The organism is Bacillus sp. FSL M8-0266 (genome assembly GCF_038613425.1).
GTDB classification, from domain to species: Bacteria; Bacillota; Bacilli; order Bacillales; family Bacillaceae; genus Bacillus; species Bacillus pumilus.
This window is the reverse complement of the sequence record NZ_CP152015.1, coordinates 168,285-191,407: the sequence shown is the minus strand read 5'-3', so window position 1 is coordinate 191,407 and position 23,123 is coordinate 168,285. Positions and strand designations below refer to the sequence as shown.

The window sequence follows — 23,123 nt, the reverse complement described above, 5'->3', positions numbered from 1 at the left end:
TTGTCACGTTCTACCTTTGATGTGCTCTCTTATGTATGAAGACAACAGGAAATTGCCCTCGCCTATAAGATTCGTACAAATCCATCCATTTATGACGTTTATTCGAAAAAAAAGCAAACCGCTACTAGCGATTTGCTTTCATCTATTACTCAATACCCATTTCCTCTTTCACAACAGCGGTAATTCGAGTCACATATTCATCACATAGCTCTTTTGTTTTCGCCTCTGCCATGACACGTACAAGCGGCTCTGTTCCAGATGGACGAACAAGAATGCGGCCGTCACCGTTCATCTCTTTTTCAACCTCTTGAATCACTGCTTTTACTTTTTCATTTTCTTCTACTTTATATTTATCAGACACTTTCACATTCACTAGAAGCTGCGGGAATTTTTCCATTTCAGCGGCAAGCTCTGACAATGTTTTTCCTGTTGCTTTGAGTGTATTGACAAGCATGATTGCAGAAAGCATGCCATCACCTGTCGTATTGTAATCAAGGAAAATCAAGTGGCCTGATTGCTCACCGCCGACATTATACCCATCCTTTTTCATCGCTTCAACCACATAGCGGTCACCAACAGCGGTTTGGATGCTCTTAATGCCTTGTTTCTCAAGCGCTTTATAGAAACCTAGGTTACTCATGACCGTGGAGACGACCGTGTCATCCTTTAATCGGCCTTCGCCCTTCAAATAACGTGCACATATGTACATAATTTGATCGCCGTCTACAATATCACCTTTTTCATCGACAGCAATCAGACGGTCACCGTCACCATCAAACGCAAGACCAATATCTGCACCCTTCTCCTTCATAAAAGCAGAAAGTGCCTCTGGATGAGTTGAGCCTACACCATCATTGATATTCAATCCGTTTGGTGATGTTCCCATTGTGGACACATCTGCATCTAAATCCGCAAATAAATGTGTCGCTAGAGAAGAGGTTGCACCGTGTGCACAGTCAAGCGCCACGTGAATACCTGTGAAATCCTCGTCTGCTGTCTGCTTTAAGAATTGCAAGTATTTCTGACCGCCTTCAAAGTAGTCATTTACCGTTCCAAGATCCGCTCCAACTGGGCGTGGCAATTGATCGACCGGCTGATCCATCAGCTGCTCAATTTCATTCTCCTGTTCATCAGACAGCTTAAAGCCGTCACCGCCGAAGAATTTAATTCCGTTATCTTGAACTGGGTTGTGAGAAGCAGAGATCATGACACCCGCTTCTGCGTCCATTGCTTTCGTTAAATAAGACACTCCAGGTGTTGAAATCACACCTAAACGCATCACTTCAGCCCCAATTGAAAGTAAGCCTGCAACGAGCGCTCCTTCTAACATATGACCGGATACACGTGTGTCTCGCCCAACGAGTACCTTTGGACGTTCTTTATCCTTCGTGAGCACATAGCCGCCAAATCTCCCAATTTTAAATGCGAGCTCTGGCGTTAATTCGCTATTCGCCACACCCCTTACACCATCAGTTCCAAAGTACTTGCCCATGTTTCAATCGCTCCTTTTTTACCATTCAAGAGGACGCTTCGTCCTCTTTTTTATCTTCTTTGATCCGCTGTCTTTGACTTGATTCTTTCTTTGCTTTATCTTGCGTGGATTCTTCTTTACTCTTCTCTTCCTGATCATCGTCATCAGAAGATGGCTTCTTCTGATCATTTGTAGACGCTGGCTGATCTTCTGTCTCAGTAGAAGTCAGTTTCACTTTGACCTTTGAACTCGATAACGTCCACGTCACATTTTGAGGACCGTTCACTTGAATTGTGACCTCATGTGTTCCTTCGTTCAAGTCCCCAACATTGATATAGGCTTCAACATCTGAAGCCTTTAGTTTATCAATCGCACTTTTTGATCCCTTTGCTGTTAACGTGAGTCGTCCAGAAGATGGGCTCACAAAATCAGAGGTGAGATCCTTGCTCAGACCTACGACAGAAATTGGTACATTATCGATCTTTTTTTCTTGCGCTGTTGCAACCTTCACTTTGATCTTCACCGTTTCGGGCGATACCTTTTTCACACCATCTGGTAGGGGAATGTCGGCATCAATCTCCGTATCATCTTTGATCTTGCTTAGGTCCAACTTGACACCATCAATAAAATCAAGCGAATCCAGCACTTTTTGAGAACCGTACACTGTGACCTCACTCGGGCTTGTCTCAATGCTTGAGATACTGATCCCATCCGGCAAACTGCCAGTCCGCTCTATTTTAAACGGAACCTTTTTGCTTGGACTTGAGATGGGAACTGTAATATTCACCACAGACGGACTCAATTCGACTGGCAGCTCATTCCCGCTACTATCATACACAGTGAGCTTCGCTTCCTTTTCAATTTGCTGATCGACATCCTCTAGGTTCACAAATGCTTTAATGACAGAAATTTTGTCGATCACGTCCTTAGAACCTGTGACTGTAACTTTTTTCGGATTCACAATAGGCTGTTCAGGTGAATAGCCGTCTTTGATTTTATTTTGATTATAAAATTCGGTTTCCACAGGAAATTCTGCTGTTGTTTTTTCTTGTATCGTCACCGTCGTCACAGATGGATTGATCGATAGTGTGAGTCCTTTTGATACATCTCTTGCCTTCAGCTCCACTTTATGAGTACCTGTGGATAAATTCTGCATATCTGCATATATTTCAAAGTTCTTTGTTTGTCTTGCTGTTTTCACAGCACTCGTTGACCCTTTAATCGTCACATTAACTGTTTGCGGCACACCAGTAACGACGTACTTCTCGTCATCATAATACGCTTTAACAGGAATGTCAGTTAGGGTTGCTTCATCTGTCGTCGATGTTGGGAAAAAGGATTCACCGATTTTTTTCGGCGTGGGCGCTTGCGCTGAATTGACTGCACCATACAGCAATAAAGCGAAGACCAATGCAAAAAGCTTTACGGCCCAGCGATTATTCAAAATCTTATCCATTTTTCTTGCCCCTCCAATACCATTTGGTCGAGGAAGCATCTTTGCTGTTCTTACTAAATTCAGCAATCAGCATTTCTTCAAGCGCTTCTTCTGTCAATTCTCGGTGGAGATCACCATTTCTCGCGACAGAAATGCCGCCTGTCTCCTCAGAAACGATGACGGTCAAGCTGTCTGTCACTTCGCTAATTCCGACTGCCGCCCGGTGACGCGTCCCAAGTTCCTTAGAGATAAAAGGACTTTCTGACAGCGGTAAATAACAAGCCGCAGCTGCAATCTCATCACGCTTCATAATGACAGCCCCGTCATGAAGCGGTGTATTTGGAATGAAAATATTAATGAGCAGCTCTGAACTCACCTTTGCATTCAAAGGAATTCCAGTCTCTATGTAATCATTCATCCCAGTATCACGCTCAATTGTCAGCAGCGCGCCGATTCTGCGTTTTGCCATATAGTTAATTGCTTTTGTAATTGCCTCGATCGTTTTCTGCTGCTGTTCCTCTACAGGTGTCCCGCTTCTTGAGAAGAAACGGCCGCGCCCAAGCTGCTCAAGCGCTCTCCTTAGCTCTGGCTGAAAAATAATAATGATCGCAAGGAATCCCCACGTAATCGCTTGATCCATCAGCCATTGAAGTGTGTTAAGACCGAGATACGCACTTCCCATCCTGACGAGAACAATGACCACAATTCCCTTTAAAAGCTGAACCGCTTTTGTTCCGCGGATGACCATCATTAATTTATATATCACATACCAAACAACGAGAATATCAACAGCATTACCGAGGTACTGCAAAATAGGAATATCCCCTAAAGCCATTTCCTCGTCCTCCAGAATTTTCAGTTATTCTTCGTTTGATGCATTTTTGATAAAAAAAGAGCCTATGTGTAAATACATAGCGTGGCTATTATATCACATTTTGTTTCAGCAAGGAAAACAGTTGCCATATATGGCTAGCGTGCTAGCTCGTATACATTCTGACCTATAATATAGAAAAAGAGCAGCCCCTAAAGAGACTGCTCTCGACCCGTATAATTACTTTTGCTCCTCTGGTCCAATGACCCGCATCACATTTTGTGCTGTAGATTTCATTTTGTACCAGATCCAATCAAACACTTCATTAATTTCATTAATTTGACCAGTGACTTGTCCGGCAGAAGCAGTCAGCTGTTCCCCATTGACGACGGTGACATTTCCATCAACCTTGCCTTCTACAATCAGCTTGCCATTTTTGACAGTGACATCACCTTTTACGGTTTCCCCTTTAGGTACGGTCACTGTATCATTTACAACGACGAGATTTGGCTGCTTTGACACACTGAAATTATGATCGGTATTCCAGCTTGTAAACAGACTGCCTCCCATCAAAATGAGAAAGAGGGCAGCGGCCACCATCAGCGGATGAGCTTTGATCCATCTTTGAACCGACACACGCTTTTTTTCCTTCGGAAGACCTGCCATCACCTTTGCAGTGAAATCAGTTGGTGCTTCTATATGAGATGTACTCTGCACAAGCGCGATGGATTTCTCAATTTGTTGAAAATGAGTACGGCACTCCTCACACGATTGCAGATGGCTTTTTAATTCTTTTTCGTCTTGGGGCTCAATGTCCCCGTCTAAATACTGATGCATAAGCAGGACGATTTTTTCCTGACAGCTCATCAAAATCACCTCACTCAAAGGTCTCTCAACTGTTTCCGGAGAGCCTCTCTACCCCTGTGTATTCTCGTTTTCACCGTACCAACGGGTATATTTAGAATCTCACTAATTTCTTTTAACGAGAGTTCATCAATATACTTTAATACGATGACCGAACGATATTTATCGGGTAATCTTAGAATTTTTTGCTGAATGGTACTCGATAATTCAAGAGACACCACCTCTTCCTCTGGCAAAATGCCATCAGCAGCAATTTGAGAATACATATTCAATCCTTCTGTTCCTGCCACCTCTGCATCTAAATAATAATCCGGCTTTTTTTTGCGAATACGATCGATGGTCAGGTTGGTTGCAATGCGGTACAGCCACGTAGAAAACTTACGATTCACATCAAAGCTTTCAATATTCACATAGGCACGAATAAACGCCTCCTGTGCAATATCCTCTGCTTCGTGTGCATTCCCAAGCATACGGTAGCACAGCTGATAAATTTTGTCTTTATACAGGTCTACGATGTCTGCAAATGCGTTCTGGTCGCCTTTTTTCAATTGCTTAATTCTCTTTTTAATCATTGTGTCCATAGTATATTCAACCTCTGCCTTCACCGGTCTTTATGTATACGAACCTCTTTCCAAAAGGTTTCATTCTCCTCTAAAAAATAGTGTAACAAATTTTTGACAGCGTGTTACGCATATCTACCAGTAAAAACCTTAATATATCCTTAAATTTATCCAAAACAAAAAAGAACGGGAACAAGTCCCGCTCTACAATAGCTTTTCGCCCATTAACGATCCAATTAATGCAACAGCTGCTTCGGCTGTTTTATTTTTTTCATCCAAAACCGGATTCACCTCAACAAATTCAGCTGAAGTCAAAATACCGGCTTCTTCTAAAAGCTCCATAGCAAGATGACTCTCCCGGTAGCTAATGCCGCCTGCCACAGGAGTTCCTACACCAGGACACTCGGCTGGATCTAATCCATCTAAATCAAGCGACAGGTGGACACCATCTGTTCTTTCCTTTAAATATGCAATCGCTTCCTCCATCACTCTTGTCATCCCTAAACGATCTATTTCATGCATCGTATACACTTTAATGCCTTTCTCTCTAATCAATGCCCGCTCTCCTTCATCTAAGGATCGAGCACCAATTAAAACAACATTCTCAGGCTTCAATTTTGGAGAATAACCGCCAATGTTCGTCAAATCAGCATGCCCAAGGCCAAGACTGACTGCAAGCGGCATACCATGTATATTTCCAGAAGGAGAAGTTTCCTCTGTATTTAAATCACCGTGAGCATCATACCAAATGACACCTAAGTTTTCATAATGCTTGGATACACCAGCAAGTGTGCCAATGGCAATGCTGTGATCACCGCCTAAAATGAGCGGGAATGAGCCTGATTGCACTATACTGTCAACCTTCTCTGCCAGCAGCTGATTCGCACCAGCATTCTCCGTTAAATTTTTTAGCTTTTCACTTGTATATAAACCTTTTTCATCATCTCTTTGTTCAACCGGAATATCCCCGAGATCCTCCACATCAAATGAAAGCGATTCCAATTTTTCTTTTACGCCTGCACACCGAATCGCACTCGGTCCCATATCGACGCCCCTTCTCATTTGACCCAAATCCATCGGAACCCCGACAAGCGTGACCTTCTTTTGATCTCCCATATGTACATCCCCTTTCCCTTCATGCTTATATTTTACTTTCTCGGTGCCTTCTGACTCAACTCAACAATATTTTGAATAGTTATACATTCCGCCTGCCAGCATAAAAAAAGACACCTTTTTGAAAAAGGTGTCTTAACTGGGCTAGCTGGATTCGAACCAACGCATGACGGAGTCAAAGTCCGTTGCCTTACCGCTTGGCTATAGCCCAAAAATGGTGGAGGGGGGCGGATTCGAACCGCCGAACCCGGAGGGAGCGGATTTACAGTCCGCCGCGTTTAGCCACTTCGCTACCCCTCCACATATGGAATTGATAAAGAAAAAACAGTGCCGGCAAGAGGACTTGAACCCCCAACCTACTGATTACAAGTCAGTTGCTCTACCAGTTGAGCTACACCGGCATATGGTGGAGGATGACGGGCTCGAACCGCCGACCCTCTGCTTGTAAGGCAGATGCTCTCCCAGCTGAGCTAATCCTCCACATCAATGGTGACCCGTACGGGATTCGAACCCGTGTTACCGCCGTGAAAGGGCGGTGTCTTAACCGCTTGACCAACGGGCCAATTTGTCAAGTTTGACTGTTTCCGTGAAGCTGACAAAAATTATTATATACAGGTTGTCCCCCTTTTGTAAAGGGGATTTTTATTTTTTTTATTTTCTAACTATTCACCTTCAATTAGCACCACTTTTTGATTGAAATATAATTTCAATATTTAAATATAATGTTGAAATTTCATATCATACTGAATATACTGAAAATGAAGAAATAAGGAGGAATGTCGCATGCAGCCATCTCAATTGCGTTCTTTGACAACAGAATCAAGAAATCCTAACACAATGGGAATATCACAAGCAAATCCACTCGAAATGCTCCAAATGATTAATGAAGAAGATATGAAGGTCGCTCAAGCAGTCAACCGTGTCCTACCACATGTCAAAACAGCAAGTGACTTCGCCTATGAATCCATCTCAAATGGGGGCAGACTCGTTTATTTAGGAGCCGGGACAAGCGGCAGACTTGGCGTGATGGATGCTGTCGAATGTCCCCCTACCTATAGCGTCTCACCTGATGTGATTGTCGGCATCATGGCAGGCGGAGACTCTGCTTTTTCACATGCTGCCGAAGATGTGGAAGACAGTGAAGAAGCCGGCAAACAGGATTTAGTACACATTCACCTGACATCAAAAGATACAATCGTCGGTATCGCCGCCAGCGGTAGGACACCCTACATCATCGGCGCTTTAAACTACGCTAAATCCATCGGCGCAAAAACAGTAGCCCTCAGCTGTAATGAACAAGCAAAAATTAGCGAACTGGCAGACTGCGCCATTGAAGTCATTGTAGGACCAGAAGCCATCACAGGGTCAACACGAATGAAAGCCGCATCCGCTCATAAAATGATTTTAAATATGCTTTCCACCTCTGTCATGATCAGACAAGGGAAAGTATATGAAAACCTGATGGTTGATGTAAAAGTCAGCAATCATAAATTAAAAGAACGCGCCATCACCATCATTCAACATGTGACAAACGCTCCCTACGAACAAGCCGTGAAAACGCTTGAAGCGGCAGACTTAGAAGTCAAAACCGCCATCGTCATGCTTCAAACAAACACAGACAAGAAAACAGCCAAGGATTTACTCAACAAAACGAATGGTCATATCGACAAAGCCATCGCACATCATCAATCCTAAAGGAGGCAGTGCTCATGTCAGCAGGTGGACTCACCCTACTACACACAATGAAAGCAAAGCTCCCCCAATCTGAAAAAATCATTGCAGACTATATCCTTGCCCATCCTGACAAAGTCATTAAGAGCACAGTACACGAAATCAGTCAGGCAGCCGGTGCAAGCAGCTCTGCAGTCATCCGCCTTTGTAAATCTCTCGGGCTAGATGGCTATCACGATTTAAAAATGCGAATCGCTGGAGACTTGATGTATAGCGATAAACAAGGCTACCGTGATATCGAACAAGATGAACCGCTTCAATCCATTATTCAAAAAACAGCAGGAAACTCGATTCAATCGATTAAGGACACCGCTTCTATTTTAAATGCAGAGGCATTAGAAAAAGCTGTTCAATTACTGCTGCGTGCAAATCAAATCCATTTCATCGGCGTCGGTGCATCTGGCATCGTCGCAGCGGATGCCCAGCAGAAATTTCTCAGAATCAATTATGCAGCGACTGCCTTCACTGACATGCACATCGCATCAACGGTCATCGCAAATGCAGGAAAGAATGACATCGTGTTCGGTATTTCCTTTTCAGGAGAAACGTTAGATATCATTCAAGCCCTTCAGCTCGCAAAAGACAATCAAGTGAAGACCATTGCTTTGACGCATCCAGGTCAAACAAGCGTTTCTGCCTTATGTGATGTTCACCTATCGACGTCCGGTTCCAATGAAGCACCTTTTCGCAGTGCAGCCACTTCCTCTAGAATGGCACAGCTCTACTTAATTGATGTCTTGTTCCTCAGCTTAGCTTCCCGTCAATATGAAGAGACGGCGCAATATATTGACAAAACAAGACATGCCATCCGCTCCATGAAACGAAAATCAAAGGGGGATTCAACATGAGTCATCAAACGAAATATCAGCAGTTGGCGAAAGACATTCTTTCTCTCTGTGGTGGTTCTGAAAACATCTCTTCCCATACACATTGTATGACGCGTCTCCGAATTACACCAATTGACAATGAACAAGTTCAGCTCAATGCAATCAAAGAACTCGATGGTGTCATTGGTGTCGTTGAGGCAGAAACGCTGCAAATTATCTTAGGTACTGGTGTTGTCAACCAAGTATCAAGTGCGTTTGAACAACTGCTAAATGCCTCTGACTCGTATGATTTAAACAACGAAGCACAAAAAAACAAGCAAGCCATTTCACAAAAGAACCGCACACCGTTCAAACTGTTCTTACGACGCATTGCCAGCATTTTTATTCCTATCATTCCAGCACTCGTTGCATCAGGTCTTATTACAGGGATTACAAAAGCAATCGTGCAAGCGGGCTGGCTTGATGGAAAGTCTCAAGCAGCGATCATTTTAACCGTTATTGGTTCAGGCTTGTTCGCATATCTCGGTATATTAGTCGGAACAAATGCTGCAAAGGAGTTTGGGGGCTCTCCTGCATTAGGCGCATTAGCTGGTATCCTCATTATTAACCCAGCCTCCGCAGACATTATGCTATTTGGCACAAATATTCTACCAGGCAGAGGCGGGCTTATTGGTGTTCTTCTAGCTGCCATCTTTATGGCGCTTGTGGAAACAAGAATCAGACGATTCGTCCCGCAATCACTTGATATCATCGTCACACCAACCATCACACTACTCATTACAGGCATTTTTACGTACGTTGTCTTCATGCCAGTCGGCGGATTTATATCTGATGCCATTACCTCAGGATTAACTTATCTATTAAATATGGGCGGGATCTTCGCTGGATTTGTTCTTGGTGCGACCTTCCTTCCACTTGTTGTAACAGGACTTCACCAAGGACTGACACCGATTCATATGGAACTCATTAATTCCATAGGAGATGACCCGCTTTTGCCGATTCTCGCTATGGGCGGTGCAGGACAGGTAGGTGCGGCATTCGCCATTTATATGAAAACAAAAAAGAAAAAACTCAAAAGGGCCATCGCGGGTGGACTTCCTTCAGGGATGCTTGGCATTGGTGAACCACTCATTTTCGGTGTCACACTCCCGCTGGGACGACCATTTCTCACCGCTTGTCTTGGCGCTGGAATCGGCGGTGCATTTCAAGCCTACTTCCAAATTGCAACGAAGGCGATTGGTGTATCAGGTCTCCCATTAACCTTTATTGTTCACGCACATCAAATGCTTCTTTACTTAATCGGACTCTTTATTGCATATGTCGCTGGATTTATTTTCACATACTTATTTGGTTTTCATGATGATATGGCTGTTGAATTTGAGGAAAAATAAGCAATAGGAGGGCTAACTCTTGAAGAAATACTTTCTCTTAATGACAAGTCTGCTCATGCTCCTTGGATTACCAGCACAAACATTTGCAACTAGCTCCCATCCTGTATCGTCTTTGTCTAAAACAGCACCTGAAGAATATCCCGTCTTAAAAAAGGCAAAACGACCGGAACAAGTTGGTTTTTCTTCTAGGCAGCTTAGGAAGGTTGATCACATGATTCAAAACGATATCAAAGCAGGATTTCCAGGAGCCGCACTCATCATTATCAAAGACGGAAAAATCGTCCATCAAAAAGCCTATGGCTACAGGCAAAAATACGAAGGCACAACCGAACTCAAATCCTATAAGAAAATGAAAAAGAATACACTGTTCGACTTAGCATCCAACACCAAAATGTATGCGACGAACTATGCCCTGCAAAAGCTTGTCTACGAGAAAAAACTGGATGTGAACGAAAAAATACAAGCCATTCTGCCAGATTTTAAAGATGAACCAGATGCAAAGGTAACCGGCAAAGATCAGCTCCATGTAAGAGATCTTCTGACCCATTCTGCCGGACTCCCTTCCAGTGTCTTATTTTATAGCAAAGAAGCAGCCGGCACCTTTTATTCTCAAGATAGAAAGACAACGATGAAATGGTTGCCGAAGGTGCCTCTGCAATACAAACCAGGCACCCAGCACATTTATAGTGACATTGATTACATGCTGTTAGGCATGATCATTGAGAAAAAAACAGGTATGCCTCTTGATCAATATGTAGAGTCGACAATCTATCGGCCGCTAGGTCTCAAACACACAATGTTCAATCCACTGCAAAAAGGATTTAAGCCGAAGCATTTTGCAGCAACCGAACGTTTAGGTAATTCGCGAGATGGTGTCATTGATTTTGAAAACATTCGCAGGTACACCCTGCTAGGCGAAGTCCATGATGAAAAAGCATTTTACTCAATGGCAGGAATCTCTGGTCATGCTGGACTTTTCTCTAACATATCAGACATGGCCGTGCTGCTCCAGCTCATGCTGAACAAAGGAGGCTATGGAAAAACCACCATCTTTGATCAAGCTTCTATCGATCTCTTTACAGCCTCTTCTGATACAAACCCAACATACGGGCTAGGCTGGCGTAAAAACGGTCATACTGACATGGAATGGATGTTTGGAAAACATGCAAGTAACGAAGCCTATGGACATACCGGCTGGACCGGAACCATGACAATGATTGATCCAAAACATAATCTAGGTATCGTCTTGCTGACAAATAAGAAACATTCGCCTGTCGTTTCACCTGAAACCAACCCAAATCAATTTGAAGGTGACCTTTTCCCAACTGGCACTTATGGAAGCATCATGACCGCCATCTACGAATCTTTTAAGTAAAAGGAGGAATTCGATGTTAAAAGCACTTTTCCCCGCTGCTTTGGTTTTAGCTCTGCTAACCCCTTCCATTCCAACGGAAAAGGTTAGCTCTGCCCCTCTTCCAACCGCAAAACAAATGGTACAAAACATGTCTTTGGATGAAAAGATAGGTCAAATGCTTATGCCAGACTTTCGTAATTGGCAAACAAAAGATGAATCCGCACCTACAGGCTTAACAAAGATGAATAAAGAAGTATCCCATCTTGTAGAAAAATATCATCTAGGCGGTGTCATCTTATTTGCGGAGAATGTCGTTGATACGAAACAAACCGTCAAACTCACCCATGAATTTCAAAAAGCATCACCAAAGATTCCATTACTCATTTCAATTGATCAAGAAGGTGGAATCGTCACAAGATTACAAAAGGGAACACATTTCCCAGGAAATATGTCGATTGGTGCCTCTAGAAGCAAGAAAAATGCATACGACACAGGCAAAATCATCGGCAAAGAATTAAACGCACTAGGGATCAATACAAACTTCTCTCCTGTGCTAGATGTGAATAATAACCCAAACAACCCCGTCATTGGCGTCCGTTCCTTTAGCTCTGATCCTGCTCTTGTCACTAGGCTTGGCCTTCAAACCATGAAGGGACTTCAAAAGGAGAAGACTATTTCGACACTCAAGCATTTCCCGGGACATGGTGATACAGCCGTCGATAGTCACTACGGCTTGCCGCTCGTAGAACATGACCTAGATCGTCTTAAAAAGGTGGAGCTGTATCCGTTTCAACAAGCGATCAACGCTGGTGCGGATATGGTCATGACCGCTCATGTTCAATTTCCTGCCATTGATGATACAACATATAAAAGCAAAAAAGATGGCGAGGACATTATGGTTCCAGCAACCTTATCGAAAAAAGTCATCACACACTTATTAAAAGAAGAGATGGGCTTTCAAGGAGTTGTCGTAACAGACGCCCTAAACATGAAAGCGATTGCAGATAACTTCGGACAGGAAGAAGCCGTAGTGATGGCCATTAAGGCTGGCGTCGACATCGCCCTCATGCCAGCACCAGTCACCTCTCTTAAAACTGAGAAAAACCTTGAGAATGTGTTCAATGCTGTAAAACAGGCAATTGTAAAGAAAGAAATTCCGATGTCTCAAATCAACGAATCTGTTGAAAAAATTCTTCAATTGAAGATCAAACGAGGCATCATTTCTTCCAAAAAACCTATCACCCTTGAGAAAAAAATCAAAAAAGCCACTCAAATCGTTGGGAAAAAATCGCACCGGAACGCAGAACAAAAAATGGCGCGTGAAGGGATCACCCTGCTTAAAAACAACGATAAGACCCTACCCTTCAAGCCTAAAAAGAATGATAAAATCTTGGTCATGGCACCTTACGAAGATCAAACAAAAGCCATGTCTGTCACAATTGATTCTCTGATCAAACAAAAAAAGATCAAACCTGTACGTATCCAATCATATGCTTTTGCGGATAAGACCTTCACCAAAGAAACAGCCAAAATGCTTCAAGATGCTGACTATGTGATTACCGGCTCTTACGTTGTCCAAAATGACCCAGCTGTGAATGATGGTGTGATTGATGACAATGTACAGGACCCGAAAAAATGGGCGACTGCCTTCCCACGTGCTGTCATGAAAGAAGCTGCAGCACAAAAGAAAAAAATGGTCATCATGAGCCTAAGAAACCCTTACGATGCGGCAAATTTTGAAGAGGCGGATGCCTTACTAGCTGTTTACGGTTTTAAGGGCTACTCAAACGGACAATTCAACCAGCCAAATATTCCTGCTGGGTTAGAAGTCATATTTGGCACTGCATTACCTAAAGGCAAACTGCCTGTAGATATCCCATCTGTCACTCATCCAAATCAAACCCTGTATCCATTCGGCTATGGACTCAACTTGAAAGGGAAACAGATCAAATAGGAGGGATTCTCTTGAAAAAAACAGCAAGCTTAATACTCGCAAGCATTCTCATTATGAGCACATTGACCGCCGCCTCCCCCGCAAACCAAGAACGAACAGATACAAAAGGAAAAAAAGCAACAGTCAAAACTGGGATCGAAACACTACTCTCAGGCAATCTTTCATGGTTAAAAGGGAAAAGGGTCGGCCTCATTACGAACCCAACTGGTATTGATGCAAATATGAAAAGCAGTGTCGATCTCCTATTTGAGCATCCAAATATCAAGCTTACTGCTCTATATGGACCTGAACATGGTGTGCGCGGCGATGCACAGGCAGGAGAAGGCGTCGAATCCTATACCGATGAAAAAACAGGTCTTCCTGTTTACTCTCTCTATGGAAAAACAAGAAAACCAACCCCTGACATGCTCAAAAATGTAGATGTCTTGCTGTTTGATATTCAAGATGTTGGCGCTCGTTATTACACCTATATTTACACGATGGCCTATGCGATGGAGGCTGCGAAAGAAAACAACATTCCCTTTGTTGTCCTAGACCGTCCAAACCCCATTGGCGGACTAAAAGTAGAAGGCCCTGTCTTAGAACCTGAGCACGCTTCATTTGTAGGGCTCTATCCAATACCATTAAGACATGGGATGACCACTGGTGAACTAGCAAAATTCTTTAACAAAGAGTTTCATATCAATGCTGATGTCACAGTCATCAAAATGAAAAATTGGAAGCGTTCCATGACGTTTGATGACACGAAGCTGCCATTCGTCCTTCCTTCACCTAACATGCCAACAGTGGATAGTACCTTTGTATATCCCGCCACAGGATTAATTGAAGGCACAAATGTCTCTGAAGGCAGAGGAACAACAAAACCGTTCGAGCTCATTGGCGCTCCGTATATCAATAGCAATGAGCTAGCAGATTATTTAAATCAATTAAAACTAAAGGGTGTGAAATTTAGACCCGTATCATTCACCCCCACTTTTTCTAAACATGCAGGGAAGCTATCACACGGTGTGCAGCTATACGTCACAGACCGCTCTTCATTCGAAGCGGTAAAAACAGGGTTATCCATCATCAAAGCCATACATGATTTATATCCAAAAGACTTTCAGTTTCTTCAAACAGGTAGCTTTGATAAACTCATCGGAAATGGTTGGATCAAAGAAGAAATCAATCAAGGTACTTCCGTCAAACACATCATGAAGCGCTATCATCACGACCTCAAATCATTTGAAAAGAAACGGAAGAAATATCTCATCTATTAATTCGCAAAAAGACCTCCATCTCATAAAATGGAGGTCTTTTCATGATAAAGATTTAGTCACAGCAGGCGCTTTCAGCTCAAAACGATTGAGTAAGAAACCAAACAAGGCAGCAAGTACTTGCTGAAACAGCATACCAATCACAACAGGGACAGCAACAGCAGGCGGAAAAAAGCTAATAGCAAGCACAGCTCCGGCACTAATATTTCTCATGCCGCCCGTATACACAATGGCCACAATTTCCCCTTGAGTACATTTCATTACCTTTCCAATCAACCATGCAAAAGCATACCCACTCATCGCAATGAAAAAGACAGTCGCTGCTTTGCTAAAAAATGCAGCATCCAGTTCACGCAAATATGGGGCGACAACAGAACTGTTAATCGATACGACAACAAACAAGCCTAATTTTGAAAAAGGAGCCAAGGTCTGACTAATTGTTTTCGTCACAGATGGCTTTGCATACTGACGAACGAGCATTCCTAAAATAGAGGGCAGCACCACCATACCAAACAGCCCTTTCATGATCGCAACCATGTCCATATGGACCTGTGTACCGACGAAGAGTGACAAGCTTACTGGCACAATCAATGGCGAAAGCAATGTATCAATTAAAATGATAGATAACGTTAACCCGACATTCCCTTTATACATCGCCGCCCATATTAAACTAGACACACCTGTTGGAATCACCATCGCAAGAGTCAAACCGGTGATCGTCATAGAATCGCCCGCAAATATCAAATGCCCCGCTGACCAAGCATAAAGAGGCATCAGCACATGCAAAATCATAAACGATAAAATCAAAGGCAATGGATGCATCACCGTATGCTTTAAAGCTGAAAAAGTAGATGACAAGCTCCCTGAAAATGTCATAATGGCAAATACCCAAGGCACCATAAACGTAAAATCTTTTAAATAGGCCGCCAATAAAACACCAAGTAGCACACTAATAGGCGTAATAAGCGGCATCATCCGGCCGAGCACTTGGTTCAAACGCACAAGCATGCCGGCCACCTCCATCCTTCACTTTCTACCCTTTCTATTGTAACAAACAGAAAAAACTTATGAAGAACCATTCACCTGTTTCACAAGATTTCGACTTGATGTATCCATTCCAACTACGTCTACTTGTACGCCAGCTGCTTGATACTTTTCCTTTACACGTTCTATCGCTGCCACACCCGATTCATCCCATATACGCGCTTCAGATAGATCAATCACAATGGCTTGGAGATCTTTTCCCTGACGGAACGCTTGGATGAAATCAGTCACAGAAGCAAAGAAAATTTGCCCTTTAATTCGATAAATCCAAGTACCTGCTTGGCTTTCTGTAGAGGAAATATGGAGCTTCGATATTTTTGCTACAAAGAATACCGCACTTAGCAGCACACCTGCAAAAACACCTTTTGATAAATCATGAGTTAACAATACCGTCACGACCGTGACAATCATCACAATAGAATCTGTTATCGGATTCTTTCGTAACTGCTGAAAGGAACTCCAATCAAATGTCCCAACGGAGACCATAATCATGACAGCTACAAGAGCAGCCATCGGAATCTGAACAACAACATCACCAAGTACAAAAATGAGAACCATTAAAAAGGCACCCGCTACAAAGGTAGAAAGACGGCCACGCCCGCCTGCCTTCGTATTAATCACTGATTGACCAATCATCGCACAACCAGCCATACCACCAAAGAACCCTGCAACCACATTGGCAATCCCTTGACCTCTCGCTTCCTTGTTCTTACGACTAGACGTCTCCGTCATATCATCAACAATCTGTGCAGTTAAAAGAGACTCAAGTAAACCTACCATCGCTAGCGCTAAAGAATAAGGAAAAATAATAGCAAGTGTCTCCCAGCTAAACGGAACTTGAGGAATCAGAAAAGCAGGCAAAGTACTAGGAAGCTCTCCCATGTCTCCAACTTTTCTCACATCAATATGTCCAAATACAGCAATGATCGTCATGACAATAATCGCAATGAGAGGGGATGGTATCACCTTTACCACCATCGGCAATAAATAAATGATCAGCAAAGCGCCGCCTGTCATTGTATACATGGCCAACGATTCCCCTACGAAATGTGGAAGCTGAGCCATGAAGATCATAATAGCCAACGCATTCACAAAACCAACCATTACGGATTTCGGAATAAACTTCATCAGACGAGACACTCGGCAAAATCCAAACACAATTTGAATCAGACCTGTTAAAATCGTAGCCGCAAACAAGTACTGCAATCCATGATCGGCTACCAAATCAACCATAACCAGAGCCATAGCCCCTGTAGCAGCCGAAATCATACCTGGCCGTCCACCAACAAACGAAATGACAATGGCAATACAAAACGAAGCATACAATCCAATCTTCGGATCAACGCCCGCAATAATCGAAAATGCAATCGCCTCAGGAATTAAAGCCAGAGCCACTAAAATACCCGCCAGCACATCCTGACGCACATGTCCAAACCATTCTTGCTTTACAAATAAATCTTTCAAACCATCTACTCCTTTTTATACACATACCGCACACAGAAAAGAAGATCAATCAAACCTGGAGATGAAGAAAGGAAAATAAACAATGCTTCACTTTCGGGGAAAAAGAGGAACGTACAGAGTCTTTTGTTAGAGAGGATAACCATCACTTTAGTAAGAATATAAGAAAGGAACTAAGGAATCAAGCACAAAAAGAAGGAATGTGTAGAAAATTGATACAAAGCTTCCTTATCAATCGATTTATTCCATTTTCATGATTCTATTTGTCACTGAGCAAGTCCAACATTTTAAAACAAACAAAAAAAGCCCCTATATAAATGGGGCTTTTGGTTTATTAACGTAATAATTGAAGTACGTTTTGTGGCTGTTGATTCGCTTGTGCAAGCATAGCTTGAGACGCTTGAGAAAGAATGTTGTTCTTAGTGAACTCACTCATTTCTTTTGCCATGTCAACGTCACGGATACGAGACTCAGCAGCTGTTAAGTTTTCAGCAGATGCACCCAAGTTGTTAATAGTGTGCTCTAAACGGTTTTGTACTGCACCAAGTTTTCCACGTTGAGCAGATACTTGGTTAATAGCTGCATCAACAATACTTAGTTGAGTATCAAAACCAACATCATCTGCTTTTGCATCATTGTCAGCAAATTTTCTTACATCGATGTTTTTAACGGCTTGATTGGCTACAACATTCCCATCACCATCTTTAACTCCTAATGCATCAGTACTCATTTTATCAATATTAACTGAAATTTGTTGAGTTGCGTTAGCACCGATTTGGAACACTAAAGCATTACCACTTGCTGGGACTGCAGGTGTACCTGTATCTGGATCATCTGGATCTGTCGGCGGAATTGCTGGTGTTCCTGGGATTCCTTTAAAAGTACCATCTAATAATTTTTTACCGTTAAACTCTGTACGATTTGAAATTCCATCAACTTCTTCTTGTAAAGCTTCAATCTCATCTTGAATAGATTGAAGATCTGTGTTTTTATCTTGTGTACCAGTGTTTCCAGCTTGAACCACTAATTCACGTACACGTTGAAGGATTGAGTGAGTTTCAGTCAATGCACCCTCAGCTGTTTGGATAAGAGAGATACCGTCCTGTGCGTTTTTAGATGCCATTTCTAATCCGCGGATTTGTCCACGCATTTTCTCAGAGATTGCAAGACCAGCTGCATCATCTCCTGCACGGTTGATTTTAAGACCAGAAGAAAGCTTCTCCATGTTCTTTTGGCTCGCACCGTTGTTTGCAGACAGACGGTTTAAAGTGTTAAGCGCTGCGATATTGTGGTTAATTCTCATTTCGTATTACCTCCGTGTAATTTTTTTCGAGCTTATCTGTCAAGTCCATTTGGATGAGAAGCTCTTCCTTAGAATTTTCGATTTCTAAGGCATGTGTATAGTAGTAACGCAGAGCACCTTTTGGCTCTCTAACTTTACTACCATATGTAACACCAGTTATGGCAATAATCATGAAATCTCCTTCTTTTAATGCTCACCATAACAATGAGTATTGTGTTACCTACTATAGACAGACCTACCATATATTTTAGTTTGTGGAAATTCTTAATTTCATAAATTCGACACATTTAAAAAGCACATAGGGATGATAAAATTCAATCAACTGCGTTTTGTGGAATATTAAGTAAAATAAAAATGACATTTTACGAAAACAGGGGAGAAACATGATTAGTGTAAAACCGTGTGGAAACAACACTTTTTCACATACCCTAAAAACACTCGATAAAGTAACAGAGAAAAGAAAAAGGATTTTGAGAGAAGGATTCACTTCAAAAGAAGAACAATGAAAGTTGCAAATGCAAAAGAATTGCAGCTTCACGCATTTTCAAACGATGAAAAATAAACATCAAAAAAGCCCCTGTTCTCTATGGTCAGGGGCTTTACTTTTTTCATTTTTTCAATGCTTTTTGAAGAGCTGCTTTTGTCTTCGGTCCGTTCCATCTCTTATGTGGAACAACGTTGGCCAATGGAATGCCTTGCTCTGTCGTCAGCTGACGAATTAACATTGTACGTTCTCAACTACCTTTTCAAATTTAAATACATGGTGGGAGCGATTCGCAAAAAGGCTCGATATAAGAAAATTCATTTGCATGATATGCGTCATACTCATGCTACTATATCAAATCAGCTAAATACATGGGTTTAATATTAAATCTGTCTCTCAGCGTTTAGGTCATGCGGATGTTAAAACAACTCTTGATACGTATACACATACGGTCTAGTGGCGGATGCTTTAACAAACTTATTGCAAATTCGATAATTGGTCCCAATTTGTCCCCAAGTAAATAAAAAAGGACATAAAAAAAAAGCCTTCTCATCATCGAGAAACCCTGTCAGATCAACATTTAGAGGAAAGCTTCCAAGCGGGCTCGAACCGCTGACCTCTTCCTTACCATGGAAGTGCTCTACCTACTGAGCTATGGAAGCATGGCTCCGCAGGTAGGACTCGAACCTACGACCGATCGGTTAACAGCCGATAGCTCTACCACTGAGCTACTGCGGAATGATAAAGTAACTTCTTCCATTGGAAGGATATAAACAAAAAGCTTGGCGGCGTCCTACTCTCACAGGGGGAGACCCCCAACTACCATCGGCGCTGAAGAGCTTAACTTCCGTGTTCGGTATGGGAACGGGTGTGACCTCTTCGCTATCGCCACCAAACCTGATGGAGAGAATGTTCTCTCAAAACTAGATAACAATGTTCAAGCTTCACATTAGAATATAGGTTAAGTCCTCGATCTATTAGTATCTGTCAGCTCCACGTGTCACCACGCTTCCACCTCAGACCTATCAACCTGATCATCTTTCAGGGATCTTACTTCCTTGCGGAATGGGAAATCTCATCTTGAGGGGGGCTTCATGCTTAGATGCTTTCAGCACTTATCCCGTCCGCACATAGCTACCCAGCGATGCCCTTGGCAGAACAACTGGTACACCAGCGGTGCGTCCATCCCGGTCCTCTCGTACTAAGGACAGCTCCTCTCAAATTTCCTGCGCCCGCGACGGATAGGGACCGAACTGTCTCACGACGTTCTGAACCCAGCTCGCGTACCGCTTTAATGGGCGAACAGCCCAACCCTTGGGACCGACTACAGCCCCAGGATGCGATGAGCCGACATCGAGGTGCCAAACCTCCCCGTCGATGTGGACTCTTGGGGGAGATAAGCCTGTTATCCCCGGGGTAGCTTTTATCCGTTGAGCGATGGCCCTTCCATGCGGAACCACCGGATCACTAAGCCCGACTTTCGTCCCTGCTCGACTTGTAGGTCTCGCAGTCAAGCTCCCTTGTGCCTTTACACTCTGCGAATGATTTCCAACCATTCTGAGGGAACCTTTGGGCGCCTCCGTTACATTTTAGGAGGCGACCGCCCCAGTCAAACTGCCCACCTGACACTGTCTCCCTGCCCGATAAGGGCAGCGGGTTAGAAGGTCAATACAGCCAGGGTAGTATCCCACCGATGCCTCCACCGAAGCTAGCGCTCCGGTTTCCAAGGCTCCTACCTATCCTGTACAAGCTGTACCAACATTCAATATCAGGCTGCAGTAAAGCTCCACGGGGTCTTTCCGTCCTGTCGCGGGTAACCTGCATCTTCACAGGTACTATAATTTCACCGAGTCTCTCGTTGAGACAGTGCCCAGATCGTTGCGCCTTTCGTGCGGGTCGGAACTTACCCGACAAGGAATTTCGCTACCTTAGGACCGTTATAGTTACGGCCGCCGTTTACTGGGGCTTCAATTCGCACCTTCGCTTACGCTAAGCGCTCCTCTTAACCTTCCAGCACCGGGCAGGCGTCAGCCCCTATACTTCGCCTTACGGCTTCGCAGAGACCTGTGTTTTTGCTAAACAGTCGCCTGGGCCTATTCACTGCGGCTTCTCGGGGCTTTAACACCCTAAGAAGCACCCCTTCTCCCGAAGTTACGGGGTCATTTTGCCGAGTTCCTTAACGAGAGTTCTCTCGATCACCTTAGGATTCTCTCCTCGCCTACCTGTGTCGGTTTGCGGTACGGGCACCTCTCACCTCGCTAGAGGCTTTTCTTGGCAGTGTGGAATCAGGAACTTCGCTACTAAATTTCGCTCGCCATCACAGCTCAGCCTTCACGGGAAACGGATTTGCCTATTTCCCAGCCTAACTGCTTGGACGCGGATATCCAATACCGCGCTTACCCTATCCTCCTGCGTCCCCCCATTGCTCAAATGGTGAGGAGGTGGTACAGGAATATCAACCTGTTGTCCATCGCCTACGCCTTTCGGCCTCGGCTTAGGTCCCGACTAACCCTGAGCGGACGAGCCTTCCTCAGGAAACCTTAGGCATTCGGTGGACGGGATTCTCACCCGTCTTTCGCTACTCATACCGGCATTCTCACTTCTAAGCGCTCCACCAGTCCTTCCGGTCTGACTTCACAGCACTTAGAACGCTCTCCTACCACTGTTCGTAAGAACAGTCCGCAGCTTCGGTGATACGTTTAGCCCCGGTACATTTTCGGCGCAGAGTCACTCGACCAGTGAGCTATTACGCACTCTTTAAATGGTGGCTGCTTCTAAGCCAACATCCTGGTTGTCTAAGCAACTCCACATCCTTTTCCACTTAACGTATACTTTGGGACCTTAGCTGGCGGTCTGGGCTGTTTCCCTTTCGACTACGGATCTTATCACTCGCAGTCTGACTCCCAAGGATAAGTCATCGGCATTCGGAGTTTGACTGAATTCGGTAACCCGGTAGGGGCCCCTAGTCCAATCAGTGCTCTACCTCCGAGACTCTTACCTTGAGGCTAGCCCTAAAGCTATTTCGGAGAGAACCAGCTATCTCCAGGTTCGATTGGCATTTCACCCCTACCCACACCTCATCCCCGCACTTTTCAACGTGCGTGGGTTCGGGCCTCCATTCAGTGTTACCTGAACTTCACCCTGGACATGGGTAGATCACCTGGTTTCGGGTCTACGACCACGTACTCATGCGCCCTATTCAGACTCGCTTTCGCTGCGGCTCCGCATCTTCTGCTTAACCTTGCACGGGATCGTAACTCGCCGGTTCATTCTACAAAAGGCACGCCATCACCCTTTAACGGGCTCTGACTACTTGTAGGCACACGGTTTCAGGATCTATTTCACTCCCCTTCCGGGGTGCTTTTCACCTTTCCCTCACGGTACTGGTTCACTATCGGTCACTAGGGAGTATTTAGCCTTGGGAGATGGTCCTCCCGGATTCCGACGGAATTTCACGTGTTCCGCCGTACTCAGGATCCACTCTGGAGAGAACAACATTTCAGTTACAGGGCTGTTACCTTCTTTGGCGGGCCTTTCCAGACCTCTTCGCTTATATCGTTCCTTTGTAACTCCGTATAGAGTGTCCTACAACCCCAAGAGGCAAGCCTCTTGGTTTGGGCTGTTCCCGTTTCGCTCGCCGCTACTCAGGGAATCGCATTTGCTTTCTCTTCCTCCGGGTACTTAGATGTTTCAGTTCCCCGGGTATGCCTTCTCATACTCTATGTATTCAAGTATGGATACTACTCCATTACGAGCAGTGGGTTTCCCCATTCGGAAATCTCCGGATCAAAGCTTGCTTACAGCTCCCCGAAGCATATCGGTGTTCGTCCCGTCCTTCATCGGCTCCTAGTGCCAAGGCATCCACCGTGCGCCCTTTCTAACTTAACCATTTCTTACTTTAGAAAGAATCACTATGTGTGATGAACTTTGCATTGCATTCAATGTGAATGTATTACTTATTGTTATCTAGTTTTCAAAGAACAATCCTGTCTCGCTAGAGACATGTTTTGAAGGAATGATCCTTCAAAACTAAACAAGACGAAAACGCACGCTGCTCCATATAT

The 23,123-nt window shown here is 43.9% G+C and carries 16 protein-coding genes, 7 tRNA genes and 2 rRNA genes; 6 read left to right on the top strand and 19 right to left on the bottom strand.

The window, feature by feature from the left end; translation table 11 throughout:
* Positions 1–145 precede the first annotated feature (145 nt).
* From glmM to MKY83_RS01045, 11 genes are all read right to left on the bottom strand, one after another.
* Entirely contained in the window at positions 146–1,492 is a 1,347-nt protein-coding gene (gene glmM / locus MKY83_RS01095) for a phosphoglucosamine mutase (RefSeq protein WP_044139154.1), read from the bottom strand.
* Between the two features lie 25 nt (positions 1,493–1,517).
* Positions 1,518–2,927 carry a YbbR-like domain-containing protein gene (locus MKY83_RS01090; RefSeq protein ID WP_065097736.1) on the bottom strand — a complete coding sequence of 470 codons (1,410 nt, stop codon included), beginning with the start codon at positions 2,925–2,927 and terminating at the stop codon, positions 1,518–1,520.
* Positions 2,920–3,741: a diadenylate cyclase CdaA gene (gene cdaA, locus MKY83_RS01085; protein ID WP_003217057.1), complete on the bottom strand. Its 822-nt coding sequence runs from the start codon at positions 3,739–3,741 to the stop codon at positions 2,920–2,922. Before cdaA ends, MKY83_RS01090 begins: the two co-directional genes overlap by 8 nt.
* A 216-nt stretch (positions 3,742–3,957) precedes the next feature.
* On the bottom strand, positions 3,958–4,584 hold the full coding sequence (rsiW, locus tag MKY83_RS01080; protein ID WP_034664492.1) for an anti-sigma-W factor RsiW: 627 nt from the start codon (positions 4,582–4,584) through the stop codon (positions 3,958–3,960).
* Positions 4,585–4,598: 14 nt separating this feature from the next.
* Positions 4,599–5,162 (bottom strand): RNA polymerase sigma factor SigW, encoded by a 564-nt coding sequence (sigW, locus tag MKY83_RS01075; RefSeq protein WP_003217112.1) that lies wholly within the window; start codon positions 5,160–5,162, stop codon positions 4,599–4,601.
* A 183-nt stretch (positions 5,163–5,345) separates the two neighbouring features.
* A complete protein-coding gene (gene rocF / locus MKY83_RS01070; RefSeq protein WP_065097737.1) occupies positions 5,346–6,257 on the bottom strand; it encodes an arginase in 912 nt (303 codons plus the stop codon).
* 136 nt (positions 6,258–6,393) lie between these two features.
* Positions 6,394–6,465: transfer RNA gene (locus MKY83_RS01065), tRNA-Gln, on the bottom strand.
* 4 nt (positions 6,466–6,469) lie between these two features.
* A tRNA-Tyr gene (locus tag MKY83_RS01060) sits at positions 6,470–6,554 on the bottom strand.
* Between the two features lie 28 nt (positions 6,555–6,582).
* Positions 6,583–6,655, bottom strand: a tRNA-Thr gene (locus MKY83_RS01055).
* A 3-nt stretch (positions 6,656–6,658) separates the two neighbouring features.
* Positions 6,659–6,734, bottom strand: a tRNA-Val gene (locus tag MKY83_RS01050).
* 7 nt (positions 6,735–6,741) lie between these two features.
* Positions 6,742–6,816 (bottom strand) — tRNA-Glu (locus tag MKY83_RS01045).
* A 221-nt stretch (positions 6,817–7,037) separates the two neighbouring features.
* Here MKY83_RS01045 and murQ point away from each other — a divergent pair.
* Genes murQ through MKY83_RS01015 form a run of 6 tightly spaced genes read left to right on the top strand, consistent with a single transcriptional unit; the run spans position 7,038 to position 14,770 of the window.
* Complete coding sequence (gene murQ / locus MKY83_RS01040) at positions 7,038–7,949, top strand: N-acetylmuramic acid 6-phosphate etherase (RefSeq protein ID WP_065097738.1); 912 nt, start codon at positions 7,038–7,040, stop codon at positions 7,947–7,949.
* A gap of 14 nt (positions 7,950–7,963) precedes the next feature.
* A complete protein-coding gene (locus MKY83_RS01035) occupies positions 7,964–8,833 on the top strand; it encodes a MurR/RpiR family transcriptional regulator (RefSeq protein ID WP_065097739.1) in 870 nt (289 codons plus the stop codon).
* Positions 8,830–10,203 (top strand): PTS transporter subunit EIIC, encoded by a 1,374-nt coding sequence (locus MKY83_RS01030; protein ID WP_126741710.1) that lies wholly within the window; start codon positions 8,830–8,832, stop codon positions 10,201–10,203. The genes MKY83_RS01035 and MKY83_RS01030 overlap by 4 nt, the downstream gene beginning before the upstream one ends.
* Before the next feature lie 19 nt (positions 10,204–10,222).
* Positions 10,223–11,578 (top strand): penicillin binding protein PBP4B, encoded by a 1,356-nt coding sequence (gene pbp4b / locus MKY83_RS01025; protein WP_268483216.1) that lies wholly within the window; start codon positions 10,223–10,225, stop codon positions 11,576–11,578.
* Between the two features lie 13 nt (positions 11,579–11,591).
* Entirely contained in the window at positions 11,592–13,511 is a 1,920-nt protein-coding gene (locus MKY83_RS01020; RefSeq protein ID WP_342487943.1) for a glycoside hydrolase family 3 protein, read from the top strand.
* An 11-nt stretch (positions 13,512–13,522) separates the two neighbouring features.
* A complete protein-coding gene (locus MKY83_RS01015) occupies positions 13,523–14,770 on the top strand; it encodes a DUF1343 domain-containing protein (protein ID WP_217013160.1) in 1,248 nt (415 codons plus the stop codon).
* 39 nt (positions 14,771–14,809) lie between these two features.
* Here the strand turns inward: MKY83_RS01015 and MKY83_RS01010 are convergent, their stop codons facing one another.
* The 8 genes from MKY83_RS01010 to MKY83_RS00975 form a co-directional block, all read right to left on the bottom strand.
* Positions 14,810–15,775 (bottom strand): bile acid:sodium symporter family protein, encoded by a 966-nt coding sequence (locus MKY83_RS01010; protein ID WP_044139145.1) that lies wholly within the window; start codon positions 15,773–15,775, stop codon positions 14,810–14,812.
* Positions 15,776–15,832: 57 nt separating this feature from the next.
* The gene (locus MKY83_RS01005; protein WP_268508167.1) at positions 15,833–17,275 is read right to left on the bottom strand and encodes a SulP family inorganic anion transporter; all 1,443 of its coding nucleotides are present in this window, start codon (positions 17,273–17,275) and stop codon (positions 15,833–15,835) included.
* 331 nt (positions 17,276–17,606) lie between these two features.
* Positions 17,607–18,575 (bottom strand): flagellin Hag, encoded by a 969-nt coding sequence (hag, locus tag MKY83_RS01000; RefSeq protein WP_065097745.1) that lies wholly within the window; start codon positions 18,573–18,575, stop codon positions 17,607–17,609.
* Positions 18,565–18,747, bottom strand: a complete 183-nt coding sequence (locus tag MKY83_RS00995; RefSeq protein ID WP_065097746.1) for a hypothetical protein — start codon at positions 18,745–18,747, stop codon at positions 18,565–18,567. Before MKY83_RS00995 ends, hag begins: the two co-directional genes overlap by 11 nt.
* A 901-nt stretch (positions 18,748–19,648) precedes the next feature.
* A tRNA-Thr gene (locus MKY83_RS00990) sits at positions 19,649–19,721 on the bottom strand.
* A gap of 1 nt (position 19,722) precedes the next feature.
* A tRNA-Asn gene (locus MKY83_RS00985) sits at positions 19,723–19,797 on the bottom strand.
* A 42-nt stretch (positions 19,798–19,839) separates the two neighbouring features.
* A 5S ribosomal RNA gene (gene rrf, locus MKY83_RS00980) occupies positions 19,840–19,955 on the bottom strand.
* 61 nt (positions 19,956–20,016) lie between these two features.
* Positions 20,017–22,947 (bottom strand): 23S ribosomal RNA (locus tag MKY83_RS00975).
* Positions 22,948–23,123 lie beyond the last annotated feature (176 nt).